The 20,002-nt window shown below is 37.7% G+C and carries 20 protein-coding genes, 1 tRNA gene and 1 riboswitch; of the genes, 3 read left to right on the forward strand and 18 right to left on the reverse strand.

Features of this window, described 5'->3' with window-relative positions; translation table 11 throughout:
• Positions 1-83 precede the first annotated feature (83 nt).
• From NYQ66_RS01200 to NYQ66_RS01210, 3 genes are all read right to left on the reverse strand, one after another.
• Positions 84-743, reverse strand: a complete 660-nt coding sequence (locus tag NYQ66_RS01200; protein ID WP_259865976.1) for an HAD family hydrolase — start codon at positions 741-743, stop codon at positions 84-86.
• A 302-nt stretch (positions 744-1,045) separates the two neighbouring features.
• On the reverse strand, positions 1,046-1,558 hold the full coding sequence (locus tag NYQ66_RS01205) for a hypothetical protein (RefSeq protein ID WP_259865978.1): 513 nt from the start codon (positions 1,556-1,558) through the stop codon (positions 1,046-1,048).
• 172 nt (positions 1,559-1,730) lie between these two features.
• Positions 1,731-2,408: a helix-turn-helix transcriptional regulator gene (locus NYQ66_RS01210; RefSeq protein ID WP_259865980.1), complete on the reverse strand. Its 678-nt coding sequence runs from the start codon at positions 2,406-2,408 to the stop codon at positions 1,731-1,733.
• A 142-nt stretch (positions 2,409-2,550) separates the two neighbouring features.
• Here NYQ66_RS01210 and NYQ66_RS01215 point away from each other — a divergent pair, with 142 nt between their 5' ends.
• Positions 2,551-2,796, forward strand: a complete 246-nt coding sequence (locus tag NYQ66_RS01215) for a YuzB family protein (protein ID WP_259865983.1) — start codon at positions 2,551-2,553, stop codon at positions 2,794-2,796.
• Between the two features lie 287 nt (positions 2,797-3,083).
• On the opposite strand, the gene NYQ66_RS01220 is transcribed toward NYQ66_RS01215, so the two are convergent.
• On the reverse strand, positions 3,084-3,224 hold the full coding sequence (locus NYQ66_RS01220) for a hypothetical protein (protein ID WP_259865985.1): 141 nt from the start codon (positions 3,222-3,224) through the stop codon (positions 3,084-3,086).
• A gap of 132 nt (positions 3,225-3,356) precedes the next feature.
• On the opposite strand from NYQ66_RS01220, the gene NYQ66_RS01225 reads away from it, so the two are divergent.
• Positions 3,357-4,811, forward strand: coding sequence for a SulP family inorganic anion transporter (locus NYQ66_RS01225; protein ID WP_259865988.1), 1,455 nt, complete (start codon positions 3,357-3,359; stop codon positions 4,809-4,811).
• Between the two features lie 68 nt (positions 4,812-4,879).
• Here the strand turns inward: NYQ66_RS01225 and NYQ66_RS01230 are convergent, their stop codons facing one another.
• From NYQ66_RS01230 to NYQ66_RS01240, 3 genes are all read right to left on the reverse strand, one after another.
• Entirely contained in the window at positions 4,880-6,616 is a 1,737-nt protein-coding gene (locus NYQ66_RS01230; protein WP_259865990.1) for a methyl-accepting chemotaxis protein, read from the reverse strand.
• A 117-nt stretch (positions 6,617-6,733) separates the two neighbouring features.
• Positions 6,734-6,828: riboswitch (cyclic di-GMP riboswitch) on the reverse strand.
• A gap of 188 nt (positions 6,829-7,016) precedes the next feature.
• On the reverse strand, positions 7,017-7,289 hold the full coding sequence (locus NYQ66_RS01235) for an atypical membrane-integrating protein (Mistic protein) (RefSeq protein ID WP_259865992.1): 273 nt from the start codon (positions 7,287-7,289) through the stop codon (positions 7,017-7,019).
• A 134-nt stretch (positions 7,290-7,423) separates the two neighbouring features.
• Positions 7,424-8,035, reverse strand: coding sequence for a DUF421 domain-containing protein (locus tag NYQ66_RS01240; RefSeq protein WP_259865994.1), 612 nt, complete (start codon positions 8,033-8,035; stop codon positions 7,424-7,426).
• Between the two features lie 76 nt (positions 8,036-8,111).
• Between NYQ66_RS01240 and NYQ66_RS01245 the strand changes: the two genes are divergently transcribed.
• Positions 8,112-8,768, forward strand: a complete 657-nt coding sequence (locus tag NYQ66_RS01245; RefSeq protein ID WP_259866169.1) for a transcriptional regulator — start codon at positions 8,112-8,114, stop codon at positions 8,766-8,768.
• A gap of 269 nt (positions 8,769-9,037) precedes the next feature.
• Here the strand turns inward: NYQ66_RS01245 and NYQ66_RS01250 are convergent.
• From NYQ66_RS01250 to mbcS, 11 genes are all read right to left on the reverse strand, one after another.
• Positions 9,038-9,110 (reverse strand) — tRNA-Ala (locus tag NYQ66_RS01250).
• Positions 9,111-9,211: 101 nt separating this feature from the next.
• Positions 9,212-9,988: an ABC transporter permease gene (locus NYQ66_RS01255; RefSeq protein ID WP_259865996.1), complete on the reverse strand. Its 777-nt coding sequence runs from the start codon at positions 9,986-9,988 to the stop codon at positions 9,212-9,214.
• Positions 9,988-10,896, reverse strand: coding sequence for an ABC transporter ATP-binding protein (locus NYQ66_RS01260; protein WP_259865998.1), 909 nt, complete (start codon positions 10,894-10,896; stop codon positions 9,988-9,990). Before NYQ66_RS01260 ends, NYQ66_RS01255 begins: the two co-directional genes overlap by 1 nt.
• Positions 10,897-11,097, reverse strand: a complete 201-nt coding sequence (locus NYQ66_RS01265; protein WP_259866000.1) for a PLD nuclease N-terminal domain-containing protein — start codon at positions 11,095-11,097, stop codon at positions 10,897-10,899.
• A gap of 97 nt (positions 11,098-11,194) precedes the next feature.
• The gene (locus tag NYQ66_RS01270; protein WP_259866003.1) at positions 11,195-11,908 is read right to left on the reverse strand and encodes a hypothetical protein; all 714 of its coding nucleotides are present in this window, start codon (positions 11,906-11,908) and stop codon (positions 11,195-11,197) included.
• Positions 11,905-12,771, reverse strand: a complete 867-nt coding sequence (locus tag NYQ66_RS01275) for an ABC transporter ATP-binding protein (RefSeq protein WP_259866005.1) — start codon at positions 12,769-12,771, stop codon at positions 11,905-11,907. Before NYQ66_RS01275 ends, NYQ66_RS01270 begins: the two co-directional genes overlap by 4 nt.
• On the reverse strand, positions 12,768-13,136 hold the full coding sequence (locus NYQ66_RS01280; RefSeq protein WP_259866007.1) for a GntR family transcriptional regulator: 369 nt from the start codon (positions 13,134-13,136) through the stop codon (positions 12,768-12,770). Before NYQ66_RS01280 ends, NYQ66_RS01275 begins: the two co-directional genes overlap by 4 nt.
• Positions 13,137-13,724: 588 nt before the next feature.
• On the reverse strand, positions 13,725-14,591 hold the full coding sequence (locus tag NYQ66_RS01285; protein WP_311201996.1) for a dimethylarginine dimethylaminohydrolase family protein: 867 nt from the start codon (positions 14,589-14,591) through the stop codon (positions 13,725-13,727).
• A 66-nt stretch (positions 14,592-14,657) separates the two neighbouring features.
• Positions 14,658-15,551, reverse strand: a complete 894-nt coding sequence (locus NYQ66_RS01290) for a ComEC/Rec2 family competence protein (RefSeq protein ID WP_259866011.1) — start codon at positions 15,549-15,551, stop codon at positions 14,658-14,660.
• Between the two features lie 122 nt (positions 15,552-15,673).
• Positions 15,674-17,806: an ATP-dependent Clp protease ATP-binding subunit gene (locus NYQ66_RS01295; protein WP_259866013.1), complete on the reverse strand. Its 2,133-nt coding sequence runs from the start codon at positions 17,804-17,806 to the stop codon at positions 15,674-15,676.
• A gap of 409 nt (positions 17,807-18,215) precedes the next feature.
• Positions 18,216-19,790, reverse strand: a complete 1,575-nt coding sequence (gene mbcS / locus NYQ66_RS01300) for an acyl-CoA synthetase MbcS (RefSeq protein ID WP_259866015.1) — start codon at positions 19,788-19,790, stop codon at positions 18,216-18,218.
• Positions 19,791-20,002: the final 212 nt, after the last annotated feature.

Below are 20,002 nucleotides of genomic sequence, written 5' to 3' on the forward strand. Positions count from 1 at the left end.
ATCCATTTATGAACGCAAAAAAAACAGCCCAATTATAATTGAACTGCCACAACCAATGGATATTACGAGCAAGCTTGTATCGTTTACTTATCTGCTATGAGAATATCTTGTATTTGATCCACACTTTCGACTATATAGGTAGGCTTAACAAGACTCAATTCTTCTAAAGAGCCATACCCATATGTAACTGCAATGGAGTCAACACCCGTATTATTCGCTCCAATAATATCGTGTTCTCTATCCCCAATCATAACAAAATCATTTATCCCATAATCTTTATATTTGTTGATGATGTATTGTATTATTTCTGTTTTTGAAGATCTAGTTCCGTCAAGGTTGCTCCCTACAACTAGATCAAAATAAGGCTTAATTTTAAAATACTCTACGATTTGTTTTGCAAAAACAGTCGGCTTTGAAGTTGCAACCACTAAGGTAAATCCATGGTCTTTTAGACATTTTAATAGCAAAGGAATATTTGGATATAGCTCATTTTCAAACATGCCCTTCTCTCTAAATCTTTCTCGATAATATTCTATCGCTAATCTTATGCTTGATTCATCAAATTTGTAAAACTCATTAAAGGAAACTTGTAATGGTGGTCCAATGAAACATTCTAATTGATCAAGATCTGGCTCATCGACTCCCATTCTATGTAATGCATACTGTACTGACTTCGTTATTCCAATCTTTGGATCAGAAAGTGTACCATCTAAATCAAATAAAATCACCTTATAGGTGCGCATGCGAAACTCCTCCAATCTAACGTTTAATATTACAAGCAAAGCAAATGGATTCTAATACTTTTATTGCTATACTCTTCATTTCCACAATATCACATAAATTTTAACACAGATATCCAATTTGTTAGATTTATATAAATTAAAAGAGCAGAAGAAGAAACCGAAATTCAATTTTCTTCGGAGATACGTCATACTTTTCATAAAAAAAACAATCCGATAACGCTAATCAGACTGCACAAGTTTTGGTTATATCCATTATTTACTCCCACCCAAAGAATACCCTTCACACTGCACTCTGGTTACGATTAGTTCAACAAATGCTTAAAATGTTGAACAACTTTTGCTTGGTCAGCTAGGACTGCTTTTGGTGAAACGTTCCATCCCATTTTTTCCATAAAAAACGCATAATAATTCTGGAATGTTGCTTGTTGCATTGCCATTTGAAAGTGCACATGTTTTACATTGTCATTCTTCATTCGAAGCGCAGATGTATAATTGTCACTAGCCATTTGTTTCGAGGTGGCAACCAGTTCTGCAACAATTCTTTTTAGATTGGGATTCATAGTTGATTGGTTGATCAACGCAGTATCGACTTCTGGATTCGTCGTTGCTAAGGATACCCAGGCATCACGTTCTGGATCTAATAATGCTAACATGACACGCACATGATCCATCATTATGATTATTTGATCTTTCAATAACTTTCTTACATAGGGGTCATTAACAATCTCTTCATATTTTCTCAATTTATAAAGAATACCTTCATGTGCAGCTAAATGTTCATCCATTAAACCAACATCCATTGCAGGTAAATGCATAGCTATAATCCTCCTAGATCTTTATCTATGCTTACTATATGAGGAATGTATAGAGATTGTGATAAACACCTAGCCCACATTCGCACAAAAAAAATAAGTAAAACACACCAAAAAAATGATGCACTTTACTTATTCTCTGTATTGAAATTGTCCCCAGTTTTCTTTTATCTATTTATACAGGTGTTGGTATGGAAGAACTCTCATTTTGTCTTTCTTCAGTAGCCTCTTTCACCACATACTTACAGCTATTGTCACCTTTTGCAATACACGCGACTCTATCCACATTGTCCGTACCAAGTACATCTTTAAATAGTGAGAGCTCACACTCACATGGTTTGCTGTACTTGTTAGCAATCGCAGCAATTGGACAGTTGTATTGCGCAAAAGAGAGTACTTCTTTTTCACCATCGCCATCAAGCTCGGTCATGTACCCACTTTCGTTTTGAACATCAACCAATTCTTTTACTCGATCTTTTATCGTATCTTCTTTGAAAATACGTCGGGCATACTTTTTGCGCATTCGTTTTTCTCTGTTTTCGAAAAGACGATCAATTGCTTCTTCTCCCATGGATTCTTCTATGTCGCATAAAAATTCCATTGCAATACCATCATAGTTAGTAGGAAACAAGTTTTCACCATCATTGGTTAAAGCGTAAAAAATTACAGGGCGACCCATTGGTTGTCGAACGGTGCGAGAAGTGATTAAATGTTCACCCTCTAGCTTAACTAAATGCTTTCTGACAGCCATCTCCGTAATATCTAAATTTTTCTTCAGTCCACTAACAGACAAATCTTTGTGCTTTTTCAATAATTCGAGGATTGCCTGTCGCGTCGACATTTGTTGTGCCATATTCACCACCTACCCTTTCTTTTATTCTAATTCATAAAGTTTGTGAAGTAAATAACAAACTTACGGTTTTTGTACTTAAATGTTGACAAAGTTGTGTCAACGCGGTAGCTTATGAACAGGTTCCAATGAAAAGGTGATAAAAATGGGAATTGTAGTTGTAGAAATTTGTGATAGTAACTTCTTACTTTCATTAAATATAGAAGAGATCATAGAATCTAAGTACCCTGAAGTGGCGGTACTCTTCAATGATTGTTTAGGTTTCTGTGGTTTATGTCGTCTAAAGCCATATGCAATGGTCAATGGAAAAAGGATTCATGGCAAAACGCCAGAAGAATGCCTAGAAAAAATCAAGGAAGCAATTGAAGCAGAATTAGCTTTTTACGCATAACATTTTTGGAGGTATCATCCGTTTGGATGATACCTCCATCTTTATAGTAAAACGTCATTTGACTTATCGAAAATTAAAGAAATGTGGCAAGCCTCGAGAAGAACTCATGGGAATTAGAGTTACAAAACAAAGTAGTGTGATCATGCTACTTATTTATTTCTACGCAGAAACATTATTCCCTATCGCTATTTTCTGGGGCGCCAGTTTATATTCCAGGAGCGTGGCTACACGCTATCCTCTTTTGGTTCGGTTTTTCAATTAGTTCAAACGTTTTTGACCCGACCTCGTTATTTTTTATCCTTTTTCGTTCGGCCTTTCATCTTAGCTTTTTGTTGGGATTCCTTTATTTCATCATTCATCCTAAGTGTTGAGGAACCAAGGTTATTATTTAACGCAGCCTCTTCATTAAGCCTTTCATTTTTAGCCATTTGAATTTCCTCCTTCTTTTTTCTATTTTATCCTTTACGCATTGAATCATGATTGGTCAAATAAACCAGAATATATTTTTCAATTATATGAGAAAGTATTAAAAGGAAACGAATAACAAAAGGTGGCTAATGATGCAAACTCAAACTTATAAACAGCAGTGGTTCGGTAATATAAAAGGAGATATACTCGCAGGTTTAGTGGTGGCATTGGCTCTTATTCCAGAGGCGATCGCATTTTCCATTATTGCTGGGGTTGACCCAATGGTCGGTCTTTATGCCTCTTTTTCTATTTCCGTTATTATTGCTTTTGTAGGTGGAAGACCAGGAATGATCTCTGCCGCAACAGGTGCAATGGCTTTATTGATGATCACTCTAGTTGCAGAACACGGCTTACAATACCTACTCGCAGCAACGATATTAACTGGAATTTTGCAGATTATATTTGGCTTATGTAATCTGGCAAGGTTCATGAAGTTCATCCCACGTTCCGTAATGGTCGGATTCGTCAATGCACTGGCAATATTAATATTCACATCGCAATTAGAGCATTTTGTCGATGAAACATGGGTCATGTATGCACTTGTCGGATTGACATTAGCGATTATTTATCTATTACCGATTGCGACAAAAGTAGTCCCTTCCACATTAGTAGCTATTATTGTTGTCACCGCTTTGGCTATTTATATGAATGCGGGTGTTCGGACTGTTGGAGATATGGGGGAGTTAACCAGATCACTCCCTACCTTCTTTTTTCCCGATGTTCCATTAAACTTTGAAACATTGGCCATTATTTTTCCATATGCTTTGGCACTTACGATCGTCGGTCTTTTAGAATCATTATTAACAGCAACCATTGTTGATGATGCAACAGATACGGAAAGTGACAAGAATATGGAATGTAGAGGGCAAGGGATTGCTAACTTTATCACTGGATTTTTTGGTGGGATGGCTGGTTGTGCGATGATTGGGCAATCTGTCATCAATGTGAAATCAGGTGGAAATGGACGTCTTTCTTCTTTTGTTGCTGGTGTTTTTCTCATATTCCTCATCATTGTACTTGGCGATATAGTCGTACAAATACCGATGGCTGCACTTGCTGGAGTGATGATCATGGTTGCAATCGGGACGTTTGATTGGAGTTCTGTAAAACATATACGAAAACTTCCGATTACAGATACAGCCGTCATGGTTATAACAGTAGGAACCGTCCTGTTTACCCACAACTTAGCTTACGGCGTTATTACAGGAGTCGTATTGAGCGCGATGTTCTTCGCTTCTAAAATTTCTAAAATACATGTCTATTCTGCCACCTCAAGTGACGAAAAGAGTCGTGCTTACTTTGTCTACGGTCAATTATTTTTTGCTTCGGTTACGGAGTTCCTTACTTATTTCGATACTCAAGAGGAAATCGATAAGGTCATTATTGATCTAACCAACTCACATGTATGGGATGATTCGGCCGTTGGGGCACTTGACAAGGTCCGGGCAAAGTTTGAAAGTAGTGGCATTCCTGTAGAATTTATTGGTTTCAATGAAGAGAGTGCTGAGCTCTTTGAGAAATCTGGTGGTTTAGGTGGAGGTCATTAGATATGTGTCGGGAGTATAAAATTAAAAACCCAAATCACCTTGAATGTCATGTGATTTGGGTTTTGCTACTATATCTGAAATTTCTTCACTAACGCGTTTAGATTTTCCGACAGTTTAGATAGTTCATTTGCGTTATTCGCTACTTCTTCCATGGAGCTATTTGTTTGCTCCGAAGCCGCTGATGTTTCTTCTACTCCTGCAGACGATTCCTGAGATATAGAAGCAATCTCTTGTATCGATGCATTCATTTCCTGACTACTTGATGCAATTGTTGATAGGTTAGTCGTAATCACACTTATATTACTAGCCATATCTTTTACTGCACGATTGATCGCACCAAACGTCTTACCCGTTGATTGAATTTGCGTCGTGCCATGTTCAACTTCTTTGTATCCATTTTGCAGAGACTCCGTTACGACACTTGATTCATTCTTTATATTTCCAACAATTGACGTAATATCTGTTACGGACTCGGACACCTGTTCGGCAAGCTTACGTACTTCATCGGCAACAACCGCAAATCCTCGTCCTTGCTCTCCAGCTCGTGCTGCTTCAATTGCTGCATTTAACGCTAACAGGTTCGTTTGGTCAGCAATATCTTTAATCACATTCACTAGCTTAGAAATTTCCTGTGACTGGACGTCTAATCCTTGTACCTTCTCCACTGCATCCTTTACGATCCGATCAATTTTATCCATTTGATCAATCGAGGCTTGCATCGAACGACTACCATCGTCGGTCATTTCCAACACATGATTCGATGATTGATACATTTGCTCTCCATTTTCATTCGCACTTGTGACTTGATCGGCGAATATTCCCATCGTCTCTGAAAGCTCACCAGCACTATTCGCTTGTGTTTCTGCACCTGATGCTAATTCTTGCATCGTAGTAGCTACTTGTTCAGAGCCCATTTTCACTTCATTTGCAGACTGCGTTAACTCTTCACTTTGACTACTAACGGTTTCTGCAATCGTAGAAATTTCTCGGATCATATGACGAAGGCTATTACTCATTGTATTCATCGCAGTTGCAATTTTACCTATCTCATCATCTGCACGATAATCGATCGATTCTACAGCTAAATTTCCAGATGCGATCTCATTACTGACTTGAACAACACGCTCAAGATTCTTTGACACAACCCTGCTAATTAAAAATACAAGGGCTCCTCCAATCAAAATAGAGGCAACCATCGAAGATATTAGAACAATAAACGTGATCTGCTGACTCGTTTTTGCTTCATCTACCGAAGCAAGACGCTCTTCCTTTACTAACTCGCGTAGCTCGTCCAACAGCACAACCGCTTCTGCTTGGATCTCATTTGCATTCATTGCAGATAATTTTAACATACCTACATTTCCCTCTTGGTCTGCTTTGGACATATCTTCTAAAAACAATGTGTTGATTTCTTCATCTAATGCAATCACTTGGTATAACACTGCTTTTTCTTCTGCATCTAATTGAGCCGCCACCTCAACCGACAAGTCATTAAAATCTTCTCTCGCTTGTTCAAAATCGGTAACTAATCTTGAAAGACGATTTTGTGAAAAATCATGGATATAAACCCCTTTTTCACGCAATACAGAACCCATTTCTGTGACATCAACCGCATCATTACCTTTTTGTTCAATTAACTCGATATTCTCACCAACAGTTGAGACTAACTTTGTAACTACCGCTGTAGAGATTCCAAATAAAATAAATACAATAATAAGTGCAAATCCATATTTCGATCCAATTTTTAAATTTTTCAAACTAAATTTCTTTACATTTATTTTCTTAAATCTAGGTATGCCCTTCATGGATACTCCCCCTTGAGTTTTCTCTCTTTTTTCTATTCCTTACTTGTTTATATTTCTTAAAATAAAAAAGCTATCCATCTCCTGGCATAGCTTACTAAATAAAAGTACATGACCTAGATTAGTAGCCAGGCGATCATAACAGTCCTTCCAAAGACGGCCTTAGATCCTGGGCTTTGCGTCCTATTTTTTCAAATAGTTTGCCTTTTTAACCCCCTCTATGTAATTAAAAATATCATTTCTACATATTACCCCAAATTCCAACATTTTGCAATACATTACATGAATTGTAAGATTTTCTTACATCTTGTAATTTATACTTAAATCCCCACCCCCTTCACTTTTATCTGTGCCATTCATCAAAATCAAAAAGCAACATTCCAACCCTTGGGAATGCTGCTTCTCACGATTCTGTATCTTCCTCATCAATTTCTTCTTCTGGCTCATTCAAATCTACATCGGATAAATCTAACCAGGAGAGCATCTCATGAACAACAGTATTTATTTTTTCGTTAACAACACTATCCCCATACTTTTTTTTCGCCAGTTCTATATTATTTATAACCTCATCACTAAACCTGATGATTGGCTCGTCACTTTCTATGTTATTAAAAAGATCAATAATCTCATCTAGCGCTTTATCAAACCGCTTGCTCTCTAACTCCGTCGCTTTCATTTCTAATCACCCATTAATAGGGTATCCAACTATGTAAATTACATGAAGGATAATCAGTAATGGATATGGAATTTATAGTTAATAACCTTTTAAGGAGAAGTGATATGAAGAAATAAAAGCCTAACTCCTCACAACTATCTCAAATTCTTATTAACTCTCTCCTGTTCATATATTTTTTCCACCTGATTGAACAAATTTTGTTTCGGGTCAGGTGGGGGTGTATAAAAAATAACTGGAGAACCAACTTTGTCACCAATTAATTGAATCGCTTTTTTTAACTCCTCTAAATCTTTTTTGGTTACACTGGAGTATTCGTCTTTTAGCTCTACTGATAAATCTCCACTTACCTCAAGTGCCACAGACTCTAATTTTGAAATATCATTGATCTTTTTAATTCTTAATTTCATCTTTAATTCATCAATAGGTATTCTAGCTTTCTTTAAGTTATCGTATAGGATTTCTCCATCTCTCACTAATAAGATCGGCTGCCCCATCGTTAACGTTTTAAACTTCTTTATTTTCATCTGTAAAAACGTAATGAGAATCACACCTAAAACAATTAGTAACCCATTAAAAGCACTAGTTAAAGGTTCCACTGACTTTAAAGGGTGTACCAAAACCGTACCAATACCAATCATTATAATAACTTCACTTGGAGTCGCCTGAGAAATCGTTCGCTTTCCCGCTAATCTTAATAAAATAATTGTTGCTACAAGATATATAATTGCTTGAATTAGACTTTGCAAAACCATTTTCACTAAATTATTAGGTAGGAAATTATAAGTAGGTTTCACTAATACTTTGAAAAAGGATGTGTTTATCATGCAAAAATTTCAACAAGCGTATGATATATGGCTTCAGAAAAATATTGTTGAGGAGAAAAACCTTAGACGACGCGAATTATTGATGAAAGGGTTGGGACACGGTACTGTGGAATTTCTTCGTCTTATCTGGTATCCAACTATCGGTAACTTCGATCATTTATATCCAGAGTGGGAAGTTCGTGATTTCAACAATGGATACCGTTACCTAGATCTTGCTTATATGCCTGGAGAAGTAAAAGGAGGAATTGAAATTCAAGGATTCGGACCACATGCCCGCGATCTGGATGTCAGACGGTTTAAGGATTTATGCTGGCGACATTCGCTATTAGCACTGGATGGTTGGACGTTGTTACCCATAGCTTATTTATCAATCAAGGACGAAACTAAACAGTGCCAACAATTGATCCTGGCTTTTATAGGTAAATTCATTTCTAGTGAAACATCTGCCTCATTAAATTGGGTAGAAGCAGAAATTATACGATTTGCTAGACGAAAACTACGTCCGATAACACCTAGTGATGTTATAAATCATCTAAATGTAAGTGATCGACAAGCTAGACGCATTTTACATAAACTCGTTGACTCTCAAATCCTTAAGGTGGAAAGTGGAAAAGAACGTGTGCGGACATACAGCCTTAATAATCCTACTCCATAAAGGCAGACGGACATTTTTTCCGTTATTTTAGAAATATCATTATCACACTAAGAGCATTTGGACATTTTTTCCGTTATTTAAGTAAAATACTATTGTTTTTGCTGAAAATCGCCCTAATAGCGGAAAAAATGTCCGCTTACTCATATAAATAAGGCATTTCAGAGGAAGTAACGGAAAAAATGTCCGTTCATACCGTGTTACCACCGTGCTCCACCCACCACCGCGCAAAAAGACACCATTCTAATAGAAACGGTGTCTTTTCACATGGATGGAGCATAGCGGGATCGAACCGCTGACCTTTTGGCTGCCAGCCAAACGCTCTCCCAGCTGAGCTAATGCCCCGAAATTATTTAACTAAGATGTATTATAGAACATTTCCAATACATGTTCAATATAAATAACAAACTAAAAAGCCTCCCACAATGGCAGGAGGCTCCATCAAATTAACCCGCCATTTCTTTTCCTCGGAAAGTAAATAGTGAGCTAACTAATAGCACAATTACTAGGATAATAATCACGACCGATGTTCCCCACAGGTCACCTGAAATCTCACCCGTAGTAAGCATTTCTCCGATATGTGAACTAAGGCTATTAGGAAACCATGTTAACTTGTGAGAGAAAATTTGATTTAAAATGCTCATCACTATGATTGTCCCAATAGAAACAGCTCCAACTACTCCAGGAACTTTGAACAATGTGTTATAAAAGATGGTGATCGTAATAACTAGCACAAGCCATAATCCATAAAAGAATAATAAGCTCATAAAATCACTGAAAGTAATCTCCCCAAATAAAATATTGACGTAATACCAACTAACTAACATACCAATAATATAGGAAGTTAAAACTAGTAAAAGCTTTCCAGCCCATTTACTAGAGATATACGTGAAATAACCAACTGGCTTCACAAGGACTAGCTCTGCCACACCGCTTTTTCTTTCACCAGAAATGACACCCATCGATATAACTACTGTCACTAAAACACCAAACATGCTTAATTCCGTTAGACTCATCATGATCGCATCAACCGGAGAGACTTCTGGCATTTCAAACACGGCACCATCCGGCATGCCTCCAACTGAATCTAGAATTTTAGGTAGAAAATAGGTAGTAATAGGATCCATAATTGCGATTAAAATAAAAACGAGCGGTACCCATACCCACTTAAAGTTACGCCAGTCTTCTGACATCTCTTTTGCAAATATTGTTCTCCATTGCATTAGCTCTTCACCACCTTCATGAATAACTCTTCTAACGATACGCGACTTATCTCAAACTTGGTTAATGGCCAATTTTCTTTTGCAGCTAAGGATAAAATATCTACTCTTGCTTGATCGATGTTGTCGACTAATAATTGTATTTCGCCCTTTTCCATCGCACTTTCAGAGATGGAGTTTAAATGTTTTAGTGCTTCATAGTATGTATCCACTTCACCACGAAAAGCTAAATGAATCTTCGACGTTTGGTGTTTTTCTCTCAACTCTTGAATCGAACCTGATTCCACAATTTCACCTTGTGACATTAAAAGAAGGTCATCACTTACTTCCTCCGCATCACTCAAAATATGCGTCGAGAAAAGGATCGTCGTTTGTTCCTTTAGTTCTTCCATTAACGTTAACACTTCTCTACGTCCAATCGGATCTAAGGAAGAAACTGGTTCATCAAGCATAATGAGCATCGGCTTATGAATCATTGCTTGCGCGATCCCAAGACGCTGCTTCATCCCACCTGAATATTTACCAATACGGCGATTACCAGCATCCGAAATCCCAACTCGCTCAAGTAACTCATCCGCTCGACTAGTTGCTTCAGCCTTTGTTAGTTTCGCCAACTGGCCAACATAGACTAAAAATTCTTTCCCAGTCATCCAATTATGAAAAACTGGATACTGAGGTAGATACCCTATATACGCTCGGATATCTCCATTTTCCTTCATGCCTTCAAACGTAACAGAGCCACTCGTCTGCTTTAATAAGCCTGACAGCATACGCAATGTAGTTGTTTTACCAGCACCATTCGGACCTAGTAACGCAACACACTTACCCGGAGTCAATTCAAAGGATAATCCTTTCACTACGTCCTGTTTATCAAATGCTTTTTTTAATTGATCGACTTTAATAATCGCCATCTAGTTCTGCCTCCTTCCGACAATAAAAAAGAGAATTGGACCTAACATACTACCGAAGACAATAATGAGTAACCACATCCATTTAGGACCATTCGTTTCATCTGTTTTAAACCAAGCGATAAGGCCCACGATCATTAATACAAGTTGAATAATAATAAAAGGAGCAATAACCGCTAAGTCTAGTTCCTTTAATTCTTCCACAATACTCACCTCCAATTGACATATCTTCCCTTCCTTAATATACGATAAGAGTCACAAAAAGGGTTCACTTTTATTTTTAAAAGGAACCCTTTTTTGTTTAGGATGCGCGTGCAGATTTTGCTGGTATATTATAGACAAGTAACCATGATGTAAGGTAAAGCACAATTCCGATAACAAATGCAATAACATAATGGTTAAAGCTCGGATTCACAAACAATTCCTGCAATAAATCTAGTAGCACACCTGCCGCAGAACTTATGAATAGAACTAATGCAACTACTCCGATCACGACATAGCCACCTATTAAGTTATATTTATGAAAAACCAGCCCCAGGAAGTAAAATATGCTCATGAGTAGAAAAATTACAAACACATCGATACTAAAACGATACCAAATAGAATTTGCCTCACCCAGAATCATAGCTGGATGAATTAATGTGAAGATATCTAGTCCAACGTTATTAACAAATGCCATAATGATGACGTGATACAAGTTATCTAATATTGCCATAACGACTGATAATCCTAAGAAAAATGCTCCGACTGCAACGAAATAGCTTTTCCTTGTTCCACCCATTTTCAGCGCAAAAGTTAAACTCTCCCTAACTGTAATAAAACCTAAAATTGCACCATAAACGTAGATCGCCCCAGAGATGGCCAAATACATACTGCTATTTTCCACGTCCTGCAGATAATAAGTGGCCCCTAATGAGATGACAACAGTAGCACTCAAGATCGTCCAAAAAATCAGAAAGGAGAAGCGAAAATCCGCAACAAAGAAATATAATAAAGCTTTTATTTGTCTGATCATTTTTTGACGCCTCCTTGTTTAGAAGTTAAATAAATCATGAGTTGTTGCATCGATACACCTTCCACTTGAAATCCGTTTGCTTGTGCTTCATGCTTATCCAACCCAATAACCGTAGCAGTCATGTTACCTGCTAGCCTCTGTGTATGCACGACCCATTTCCCTGAAATATAATCTTCAAGTAATGAAGCAGGGCCGGAGATAGAAAAGCATGTATCCCTAAGTTGATCCGGTTCTTCTTGCACAATTAGCTTTCCATCATCAAAAATTAATACTTCCTCGAAAAGTAAGCTTACCTCATCAATTAAATGCGTAGAAAAAATGATCGTGCGTTTTTCCTTTTGGTACGATTCTACTAGCAACTCATAAAAACGACTTCGCGCAGAGGCATCTAATCCGATATACGGTTCATCAAACATCGTGATTGGTGCTTTGCTAGCTAGCCCAACAATGATACCTAGTGCCGATTCCATCCCTTTGGATAATCCTTTTACTTTCATATTTTCCTGAAGTGAAAATTCCTCCAGTAGTTGTCTCGCTAATTCTTGATCCCAAGTTGGATAAAACATGGATGCGATGGTAAGCACGTTTTTAATCTTTAGATCTTTTTTGAAATTGTCACCTTCTTTGATCAAGCACATGGATTCCGTCAGGCGTTGCTTATCAAATGGAGCTTCCCCATCGACAAGTAAGCTCCCGCTTGTAGGCAATAGTAAACCAGCTAGTATTTGCATAAACGTTGTTTTCCCCGCACCATTTCTGCCTAGTAAACCATATATTTTCGGTTCATCTAAGCTGAATGATAATTGATCTAGCGCTTTTTTTCCCTTATACAATTTCGTTAAGTTGTTTACCTCAATCTTCATCTTTCATCCCCTCCCTTAATTAATTCTTGTAATTCTTCTTCTGAGATATTTAGTTTTTTCGCTTCTGTTTTCAATGGAACTACATAGTTTTCAATAAATGACGCTTTTCTCTTTTGAAACAAAATATGTTTTGCTTGATCTGACACAAACATACCTACACCCCTCCGTTTATATAACACACCTTCATCAACTAGCTGGTTTATACCTTTCGCGGCGGTTGCAGGATTTATTTTGTAATAACTGGCGAATTCATTTGTAGACGGGACTCGTTCCCCTTCTAAAATAGAATGGTTGATAATCATGTCTTCGATCTGTTCTTTTATCTGTTGAAAAATGGGTTTGCTATCGTCAAGTGAGTTATTCATCTTACCACCTAATTTCTTGGTTAGTTAATTGGTTAGTTACTTATGTAATTAACCATACAACCATTACTGTATTTCGTCAAGGTAATTATTTTATTTTTATATATTGCATCATAACTTTTAATAGCGTGTTTTTGGACAAGTTCTGTAATTCAGACGCGTTAGGGCAATCCCTTATGGCTAACGCGGTCGATTGAGCGTTATTCGATCGCATCAGAGTCTTCCCCTTAGGCTAACGCGCTCGATTGAGCGTCATTCGAACGCGTCAGAGCCTTCCCCTTTAGCTAACGCGCTCGATTGAGCGTTATTCGATCGCGTCAGAGCCTTACCCTTAAGCCAACGCGCTCGATTGAGCGTTATTCGATCGCGTCAGAGCCTTACCCTTAAGCTAACGCGCTCGATTGAGAGTCATTCGAACGCGTCAGAGCCTTACCCTTAAGCTAACGCGTAAGAAAGTAGAGCTTCCAGCCGAGTTAGAGTAGATTCTGTAACTCTCCTTCTTAGGGATTAACTTACATTTGGATCTGCCATCAAAAAAACACCCAAGCTCTAAGGAATTCCCTCAAAGCTTAGGTGTTCTAAAATAATCAATTACTCTTTTGTACGTAAAACAGGTAATGAACAACATCGGAATGAACCGCCTGATTTAATAATTTCGTTAAACTCTACCTCGATCACTTGGTAGCCCAATCTTGTTAGTTCGGCGTTCACTTGCTTATTTTCAGGTAAGCTAATGATCTTTTTATTACCAATGCACAAGACATTTGTACCTAAAGTAAACTCTTCTTCTTTGGATACTTCAATTAGATCGTAATATTGCGATACCTTTTTTAGGTCATCATCAGTCAAAGCAGGTGAATAGATGAGCGCAGTTTTTGGGCCAATAACGTTAAAGCAACAATCGAGATGCAAAATCCTTTCTGCAATCGGCAGATACATCACTTTGTGTGAAGGTAATAATGCTTGAAGCGCATCTGCTGCTTCATATGTGGTACGTTCACTAATCCCGACCCATACTAGATCATCATCAATAATGACGTCTCCTCCCTCAATAGACTTCTCTGTAAACGGTCTAAACGGAAAGTTGTGTTGCTTCAGGACTGATTGCAACGCATCTACTTCAGGAGCGCGGATGTCACTACCCATAGCTGCTGTAAATAACTGATCACCTATACAAAAACCGATATCTCTTGTAAACACTTGCTCATGTAATTCTTCCTGTGATTTAATCGCGATTACTTCTATACCATTATCTTGCATAGCTTTTACAAATTGATCATGTTGCTCTGTCGCGCGTTTTTCGTCAATATTTTCATCTTGATAATGCTTTTGTGTTTCATTGATTACTTTTCCAATTCTCATATACTCCGGTGAACAAACAATTACTTTCTGTAAAACATCGTATTCGTGATAACTAGCTACTTGTTGTGTTCCTTTTTCTGTTTCCAATTCCAACACGACCTCCCTTTTATTACCACTAATTTCTATCTTTATATCATTATACCAAAAGTTATACGTTACAACTTACCCGAACCTGTGTTGAATTATTCGATCTTTACCAGAAATCTCGACTCGATAGTTATACCCGTCTGTACCAATTACGATATCTCCAGACCTAGCAGTAGAATAAATGGTAGCACCAGCTTCTAATAATTTGTCTACTGTTGCGCCAACAGGGTGACCGTAATCATTTTCTACACTGTACGACAAGATCGCTTTCTCTGGCCGAACTTCTTCTAGCAGTTTCTCGGAGGTAGAAGTATCAGAACCATGATGTGCAACCTTAAAGATTTCTGATTCTAAATCATATTTCTTTATCATTTCCATTTCTTGCTTTGTTTCAACATCACTCATAAGTAAAAAGTCTATTTCTTTATAGCTTAGTTGGATCGCAATCGATGATTCATTATTGCCCTTAAATATTCCATAATCATTTAATACTTGTAAAGATAACTCAGGTTCAATTTCTTTCTCCCCAGATTCTCTAGCTATTGTGGTTGGTATTTTTTGTTGCTTAATTTGTTTTAAATACTCAAAATAGGTTAAGGTATGATGAAGTTTTCCACTGTCTACTATATTTTTCACTTCAACCTGTTTTATTACTTCCACAAGTCCACCAATGTGATCAATATCAGGATGTGTCGCAATTACCAAATCTAGCGTCGTTATATCCTGTTGTTTTAAGTAGTTAACTACTTTATCTCCTGCGGCAGGTGGACCGCCATCAATCAAGATATTTTTCCCTTCTGGCGTCTCAATTAACATACTATCCCCTTGACCAACATTAATAAAATGAACTTGAAGTAAATTTTCTTCGTCATCAATTGGAATAGCAATTACGGTAAGAGCATCCGTGCAAATGGAGAGTACTACGATCCATATACTCAAGCCGATCATTAATCTGTGATGTATTCTCATGAAAACCCGCTCCTATGATTGGACTCTTTTGTTAGTTTCTTCTCGAGTTATCAGATTTATGAATATCTGTAATTAACAAAAAAAACCAACTAGCGGGCAGCTGACCACTAGTTGGTGTCTCATTAAGCTTTTCTTACTTGTATATCTTCTTCGATCAAGTCTATCTCGATCGCAGTTACATCCTCTTCTTCTAAAATTAGATCTGTAATGCCATCTTCCACTTTGTCTTGGATGACACGACGTAATGGACGTGCACCAAAACGTGGGTCATAACCTTTGTCAGCTAAGAAGCGTTTTGCTTCATCTGATACAACAAGACTGTAACCTTCTTCTTTCAAGTTACCTTCAAGCTCACCAAGCATCAGATCCACAATTTGAATTAGATCGTCTTGTTTTAATTCATTAAATGGAATGATCGCATCAAAACGGTTCAGAAATTCCGGTTTAAAGTATCCACTTAATGTTTCTAATTGAGATACAGCTTCATTATTGGCATTATTAAAGCCTACAGTGATATGTTTCTCACCAGTTCCTGCGTTACTAGTCATGATGATAACCGTTTCTTTAAAGCTAACTGTTCTACCGTGACTATCCGTTAAGTGTCCATCTTCCATGATTTGTAGGAACATGCTTTGTACATCAGGGTGTGCTTTTTCAATTTCGTCTAACAAAATTAAGCTATATGGATTTCGTCGCACACGTTCTGTTAATTGACCCGCTTCCTCATGGCCAACATAACCAGGAGGTGAACCAATAATTTTTGATACAGCATGCTTTTCCATATACTCACTCATATCAAGTCGAACGAGAGACTCTTTCGTACCGAACAATTCTTCTGCAAGTGATTTCGTTAATTCTGTTTTACCAACACCAGTTGGACCAACAAATAGGAAAGATCCAATCGGGCGGTGCTTAGATTTTAATCCGGCACGGCTACGACGAACCGCTTTCGCTACTTTTTGTACCGCATTTTCTTGGCCAATCACTTTTGCAGATAAGTTGCTCGCTAAATGCTTCATTTTCGATTGTTCATCGGATTGGATTTTCCGAACTGGAATACCTGTTTTTTCTTCAATAATCAATTGAATATCTTCAACCGTCACTTCTGCTGTTGGTTGCTCGGTTGTTTCATTTAGTTTTTTCTCTAACATAATCTCTTGATGTCTTAGGTTTGCCGCAGTTTCATAATCTTCTTTTTCCGCAGCCGCTTGTTTTTCTTTCGCTATTTCATCTAGACGTTGTTGAATCGAATCCGTATCTGTTTCAGCATAAGCTAAGTTTAATTTGGACCCTGCTTCATCCATTAAATCAATTGCTTTATCTGGTAAGAAACGATCTTGCAAGTATCGTTGTGATAACGTAACTGCAGCTTTAATTGCTTCCTCTGCATATGTCACTTTATGATACGCTTCATACCTTTCTTGCAATCCTTGTAAAATCAACACCGCTTCTTCTCTTGTTGGTTCTTTTACCATAATTGGTTGGAAGCGACGCTCTAGCGCAGCATCCTTCTCAATTTGGCGGTACTCTTTTAATGTTGTTGCCCCAACTAATTGCAACTCACCTCGTGCAAGTGCTGGCTTCAAGATGTTTCCTGCATCCATTTGCGAACCTTCCGCGGTACCCGCACCAACCAATAAGTGAATTTCATCAACAAAAAGAATCACATTTTTTCTTTCTTGAAGCTCAGCAACCAACTGTTTCATACGCTCTTCAAATTGCCCTCTAATCCCTGTATTTGCAACTAGGGATGCTACATCTAAGATATAAATTTCTTTATTTAGTAGCTTAGAAGGTACATTTCCTTCCACAATTCTTAGAGCTAGTCCTTCTGCAATGGCTGTTTTACCAACCCCAGGCTCTCCAATTAAGACTGGATTGTTTTTGTTTCTTCGATTTAATGTTTCGATTACACGTTTCACTTCTTTTTCACGACCAATGACTGGATCAACAAGACCTGCTTTTGCAGCGTGCGATAGATTTCGTCCTAATTCATCTAACAGACCGCCACCTTTGCCATTTTTCGTTTGCTTTGTTCCATTATCTTGGAAACCTGATGGCCCCCCTGTTTGTTGAAAGAACTGGTTAAAGTCCATCGGTCCTTGTTGATTGCCAAAAAATCCTGTTGGATGTTTGGCATTTTTCTGTATTTCTTGAAAGCATGTATCACATACGTGTAAGTTTTGTGTTTGATCATTAAATCGAAGGGTTACATTGATATTAGCATTACGAACGCCACATTGTTGACATTTCATGTGCGCTTCCTCCTTCAATAATAAGTAATTTTTTTATGGATCAAGTTTTGATCAATTTGACTTTGACTAACTTTGACCTTAATCACATTATAATTTGACTATCTTTGACTTTCAAGTATTTTGATTATATTTTTCAGAAAGGAATGCATCGCTAATGGTTTGTTTCCCCTTCACTCAGGTGTTAAAACGTAAAAAAACTACCAATCCACTCATGAATTGGTAGTTTACTAGTCTCTTAGACTAAGAAATTGCTTCTATTGGTATCAAGATGATCGTTAATACAATCAGTAAAATCCAGGTAATTTGCTTCCACATAGCCGTTCCCCCTATGTAGTATTTTGTTTATGATAACATATCATAAGGGAGTTGGAAGGGTGTTTGTTAAATTTTCTTCCATTGTTTTGTAAACTTATAATGTCACCAGTTCTCTTTTTCTCAGTTCCACTCGTCGGATTTTACCCGAAGATGTTTTTGGCAACTCGTTAACAAATTCGATCTTCCTCGGATATTTGTATGGTGCTGTTGTTTGTTTTACATGTGTTTGCAACATTTTAACGAGCTCTTCAGATGGCTCCGCGCTCTCTTGTAGTACGATAAACGCCTTTACTACATTACCACGTATTTCATCCGGACTTGAAACGACAGCACATTCTTTCACTGATGGGTGTTTTACCAATGCATCTTCGACTTCAAATGGGCCAATCGTGTAACCAGAACTAACGATAATATCGTCACTTCTACCTTCAAACCAGAAATAACCTTCTTCATCCATGGAAGCCTGGTCACCTGTCACATAATAATTTCCGCGTTGTGTTTTTTTCGTGCGTGCCTCGTCCTTATAGTACATTTTGAACAACGCTGGCGTATCAAGTGGGATCGCTATATCGCCTACTTCTCCCACTCCTACTCGATTGCCATTTTCATCAATCAATACGACTTCATTGCCTGGAGTTGGTTTGCCCATCGAACCTGGCTTTACTTTCATTCCTTTAAGGAAACCTAATAGCAATGTATTTTCCGTTTGGCCATAGCCATCTCTTACGGTTACATCAAAATGCTTTTGAAATGTTTCTATTACTTCTCGATTAAGTGGTTCACCTGCTGAAACTGCACTATGTAAGTTTGGAAGTGCAAAGTCAGCTAAGTTATCTACTTTTGCCATCAAACGATACTCTGTTGGCGTGCAGCAAAGTACATTTACATTCTCAGACTCTAACAAATGTAAATATTTCTTCGGATCGAACTTACCATGATAAACGAAACCAGTTGCTCCTGATCCTAACACGGATAACAACGGACTCCAAACCCATTTCTGCCAACCCGGAGCAGCAGTTGCCCAAACCGTATCTCCTTCTGAAATGCTTAACCAATTGGCAGGAGCAGTTTGTAAATGAGCAAATCCCCATGCATGTGTATGCACAACCCCTTTTGGATTACCCGTCGTTCCAGATGTATAAGGTAAAAAGGCAATATCGTCACAGCTAGTTGGGACGATATCCAACTGGTCAGAGGCACTATCTATTAATGTATCTAAATGATTCCAACCATCGACATGCTCACCAACCGCAACTTTTATCAAGTCATCAAATTGCTCTATATCGCTATATTGGTCAACAAAAGGAGAATAACTAATAATTCCGCTCACTTCGCCATGCGAAATTCGATATTGTAAATCCTTTGTTCGTAGCATTTCAGAACTTGGAATAATGATAACACCTGTCTTCAAAGCGGCTACGTACACTTGATACGTTTCAATTAGCCTTGGCATCATTACAAGCACTTTATCGCCTTTACGTAATCCAAGTTGGTTAAAGACATTTCCAACCTTATTTGCTTGTTCCATTAGATTTCTATATGTGATTTCTCTTCGATTCCCTTGTTCATCTTGCCACACGATTGCTTTATGATGCGGATCTTCCGCATACTTTTCCATTTCCATTGCTATATTGTAATTCTCTGGGGCAATTAAATCTTCTCTTTTCATCAGATCACCCTTTTATAGTTAGTAGATATTAGCACTTGGTACTAATTACATTATTATAGCATCTTTTTATTAGCTCGTGAAGAAATTGCTATTGAACTTGAAGTTGAAAAGGGCAAATCCTCTTTATAGGCTTCACACATGATTTTTTCTAAACACTTAAGCCCTAGACAGTAAAACAATGAATAATACGGAAGTTTCTTTTCTAAATACGT

This window comes from Aquibacillus koreensis, from assembly GCF_025154055.1.
GTDB classification, from domain to species: domain Bacteria; phylum Bacillota; class Bacilli; order Bacillales; family Amphibacillaceae; genus Aquibacillus_C; species Aquibacillus_C koreensis.

Excerpts from the sequence above, each read along its gene's own strand:
- NYQ66_RS01200 (WP_259865976.1), bottom strand. The coding sequence starts at position 743 with ATGCGCACCTATAAGGTGATTTTATTTGATTTAGATGGTACACTTTCT.
- NYQ66_RS01205 (WP_259865978.1), bottom strand. The coding sequence starts at position 1,558 with ATGCATTTACCTGCAATGGATGTTGGTTTAATGGATGAACATTTAGCT.
- NYQ66_RS01210 (WP_259865980.1), bottom strand. The coding sequence starts at position 2,408 with ATGGCACAACAAATGTCGACGCGACAGGCAATCCTCGAATTATTGAAA.
- NYQ66_RS01215 (WP_259865983.1), top strand. The coding sequence starts at position 2,551 with ATGGGAATTGTAGTTGTAGAAATTTGTGATAGTAACTTCTTACTTTCA.
- NYQ66_RS01220 (WP_259865985.1), bottom strand. The coding sequence starts at position 3,224 with ATGGCTAAAAATGAAAGGCTTAATGAAGAGGCTGCGTTAAATAATAAC.
- NYQ66_RS01225 (WP_259865988.1), top strand. The coding sequence starts at position 3,357 with ATGCAAACTCAAACTTATAAACAGCAGTGGTTCGGTAATATAAAAGGA.
- NYQ66_RS01230 (WP_259865990.1), bottom strand. The coding sequence starts at position 6,616 with ATGAAGGGCATACCTAGATTTAAGAAAATAAATGTAAAGAAATTTAGT.
- NYQ66_RS01235 (WP_259865992.1), bottom strand. The coding sequence starts at position 7,289 with ATGAAAGCGACGGAGTTAGAGAGCAAGCGGTTTGATAAAGCGCTAGAT.
- NYQ66_RS01245 (WP_259866169.1), top strand. The coding sequence starts at position 8,112 with ATGCAAAAATTTCAACAAGCGTATGATATATGGCTTCAGAAAAATATT.
- NYQ66_RS01255 (WP_259865996.1), bottom strand. The coding sequence starts at position 9,988 with ATGCAATGGAGAACAATATTTGCAAAAGAGATGTCAGAAGACTGGCGT.
- NYQ66_RS01260 (WP_259865998.1), bottom strand. The coding sequence starts at position 10,896 with ATGGCGATTATTAAAGTCGATCAATTAAAAAAAGCATTTGATAAACAG.
- NYQ66_RS01270 (WP_259866003.1), bottom strand. The coding sequence starts at position 11,908 with ATGATCAGACAAATAAAAGCTTTATTATATTTCTTTGTTGCGGATTTT.
- NYQ66_RS01275 (WP_259866005.1), bottom strand. The coding sequence starts at position 12,771 with ATGAAGATTGAGGTAAACAACTTAACGAAATTGTATAAGGGAAAAAAA.
- NYQ66_RS01280 (WP_259866007.1), bottom strand. The coding sequence starts at position 13,136 with ATGAATAACTCACTTGACGATAGCAAACCCATTTTTCAACAGATAAAA.
- NYQ66_RS01290 (WP_259866011.1), bottom strand. The coding sequence starts at position 15,551 with ATGAGAATACATCACAGATTAATGATCGGCTTGAGTATATGGATCGTA.
- NYQ66_RS01295 (WP_259866013.1), bottom strand. The coding sequence starts at position 17,806 with ATGAAATGTCAACAATGTGGCGTTCGTAATGCTAATATCAATGTAACC.
- mbcS (WP_259866015.1), bottom strand. The coding sequence starts at position 19,790 with ATGAAAAGAGAAGATTTAATTGCCCCAGAGAATTACAATATAGCAATG.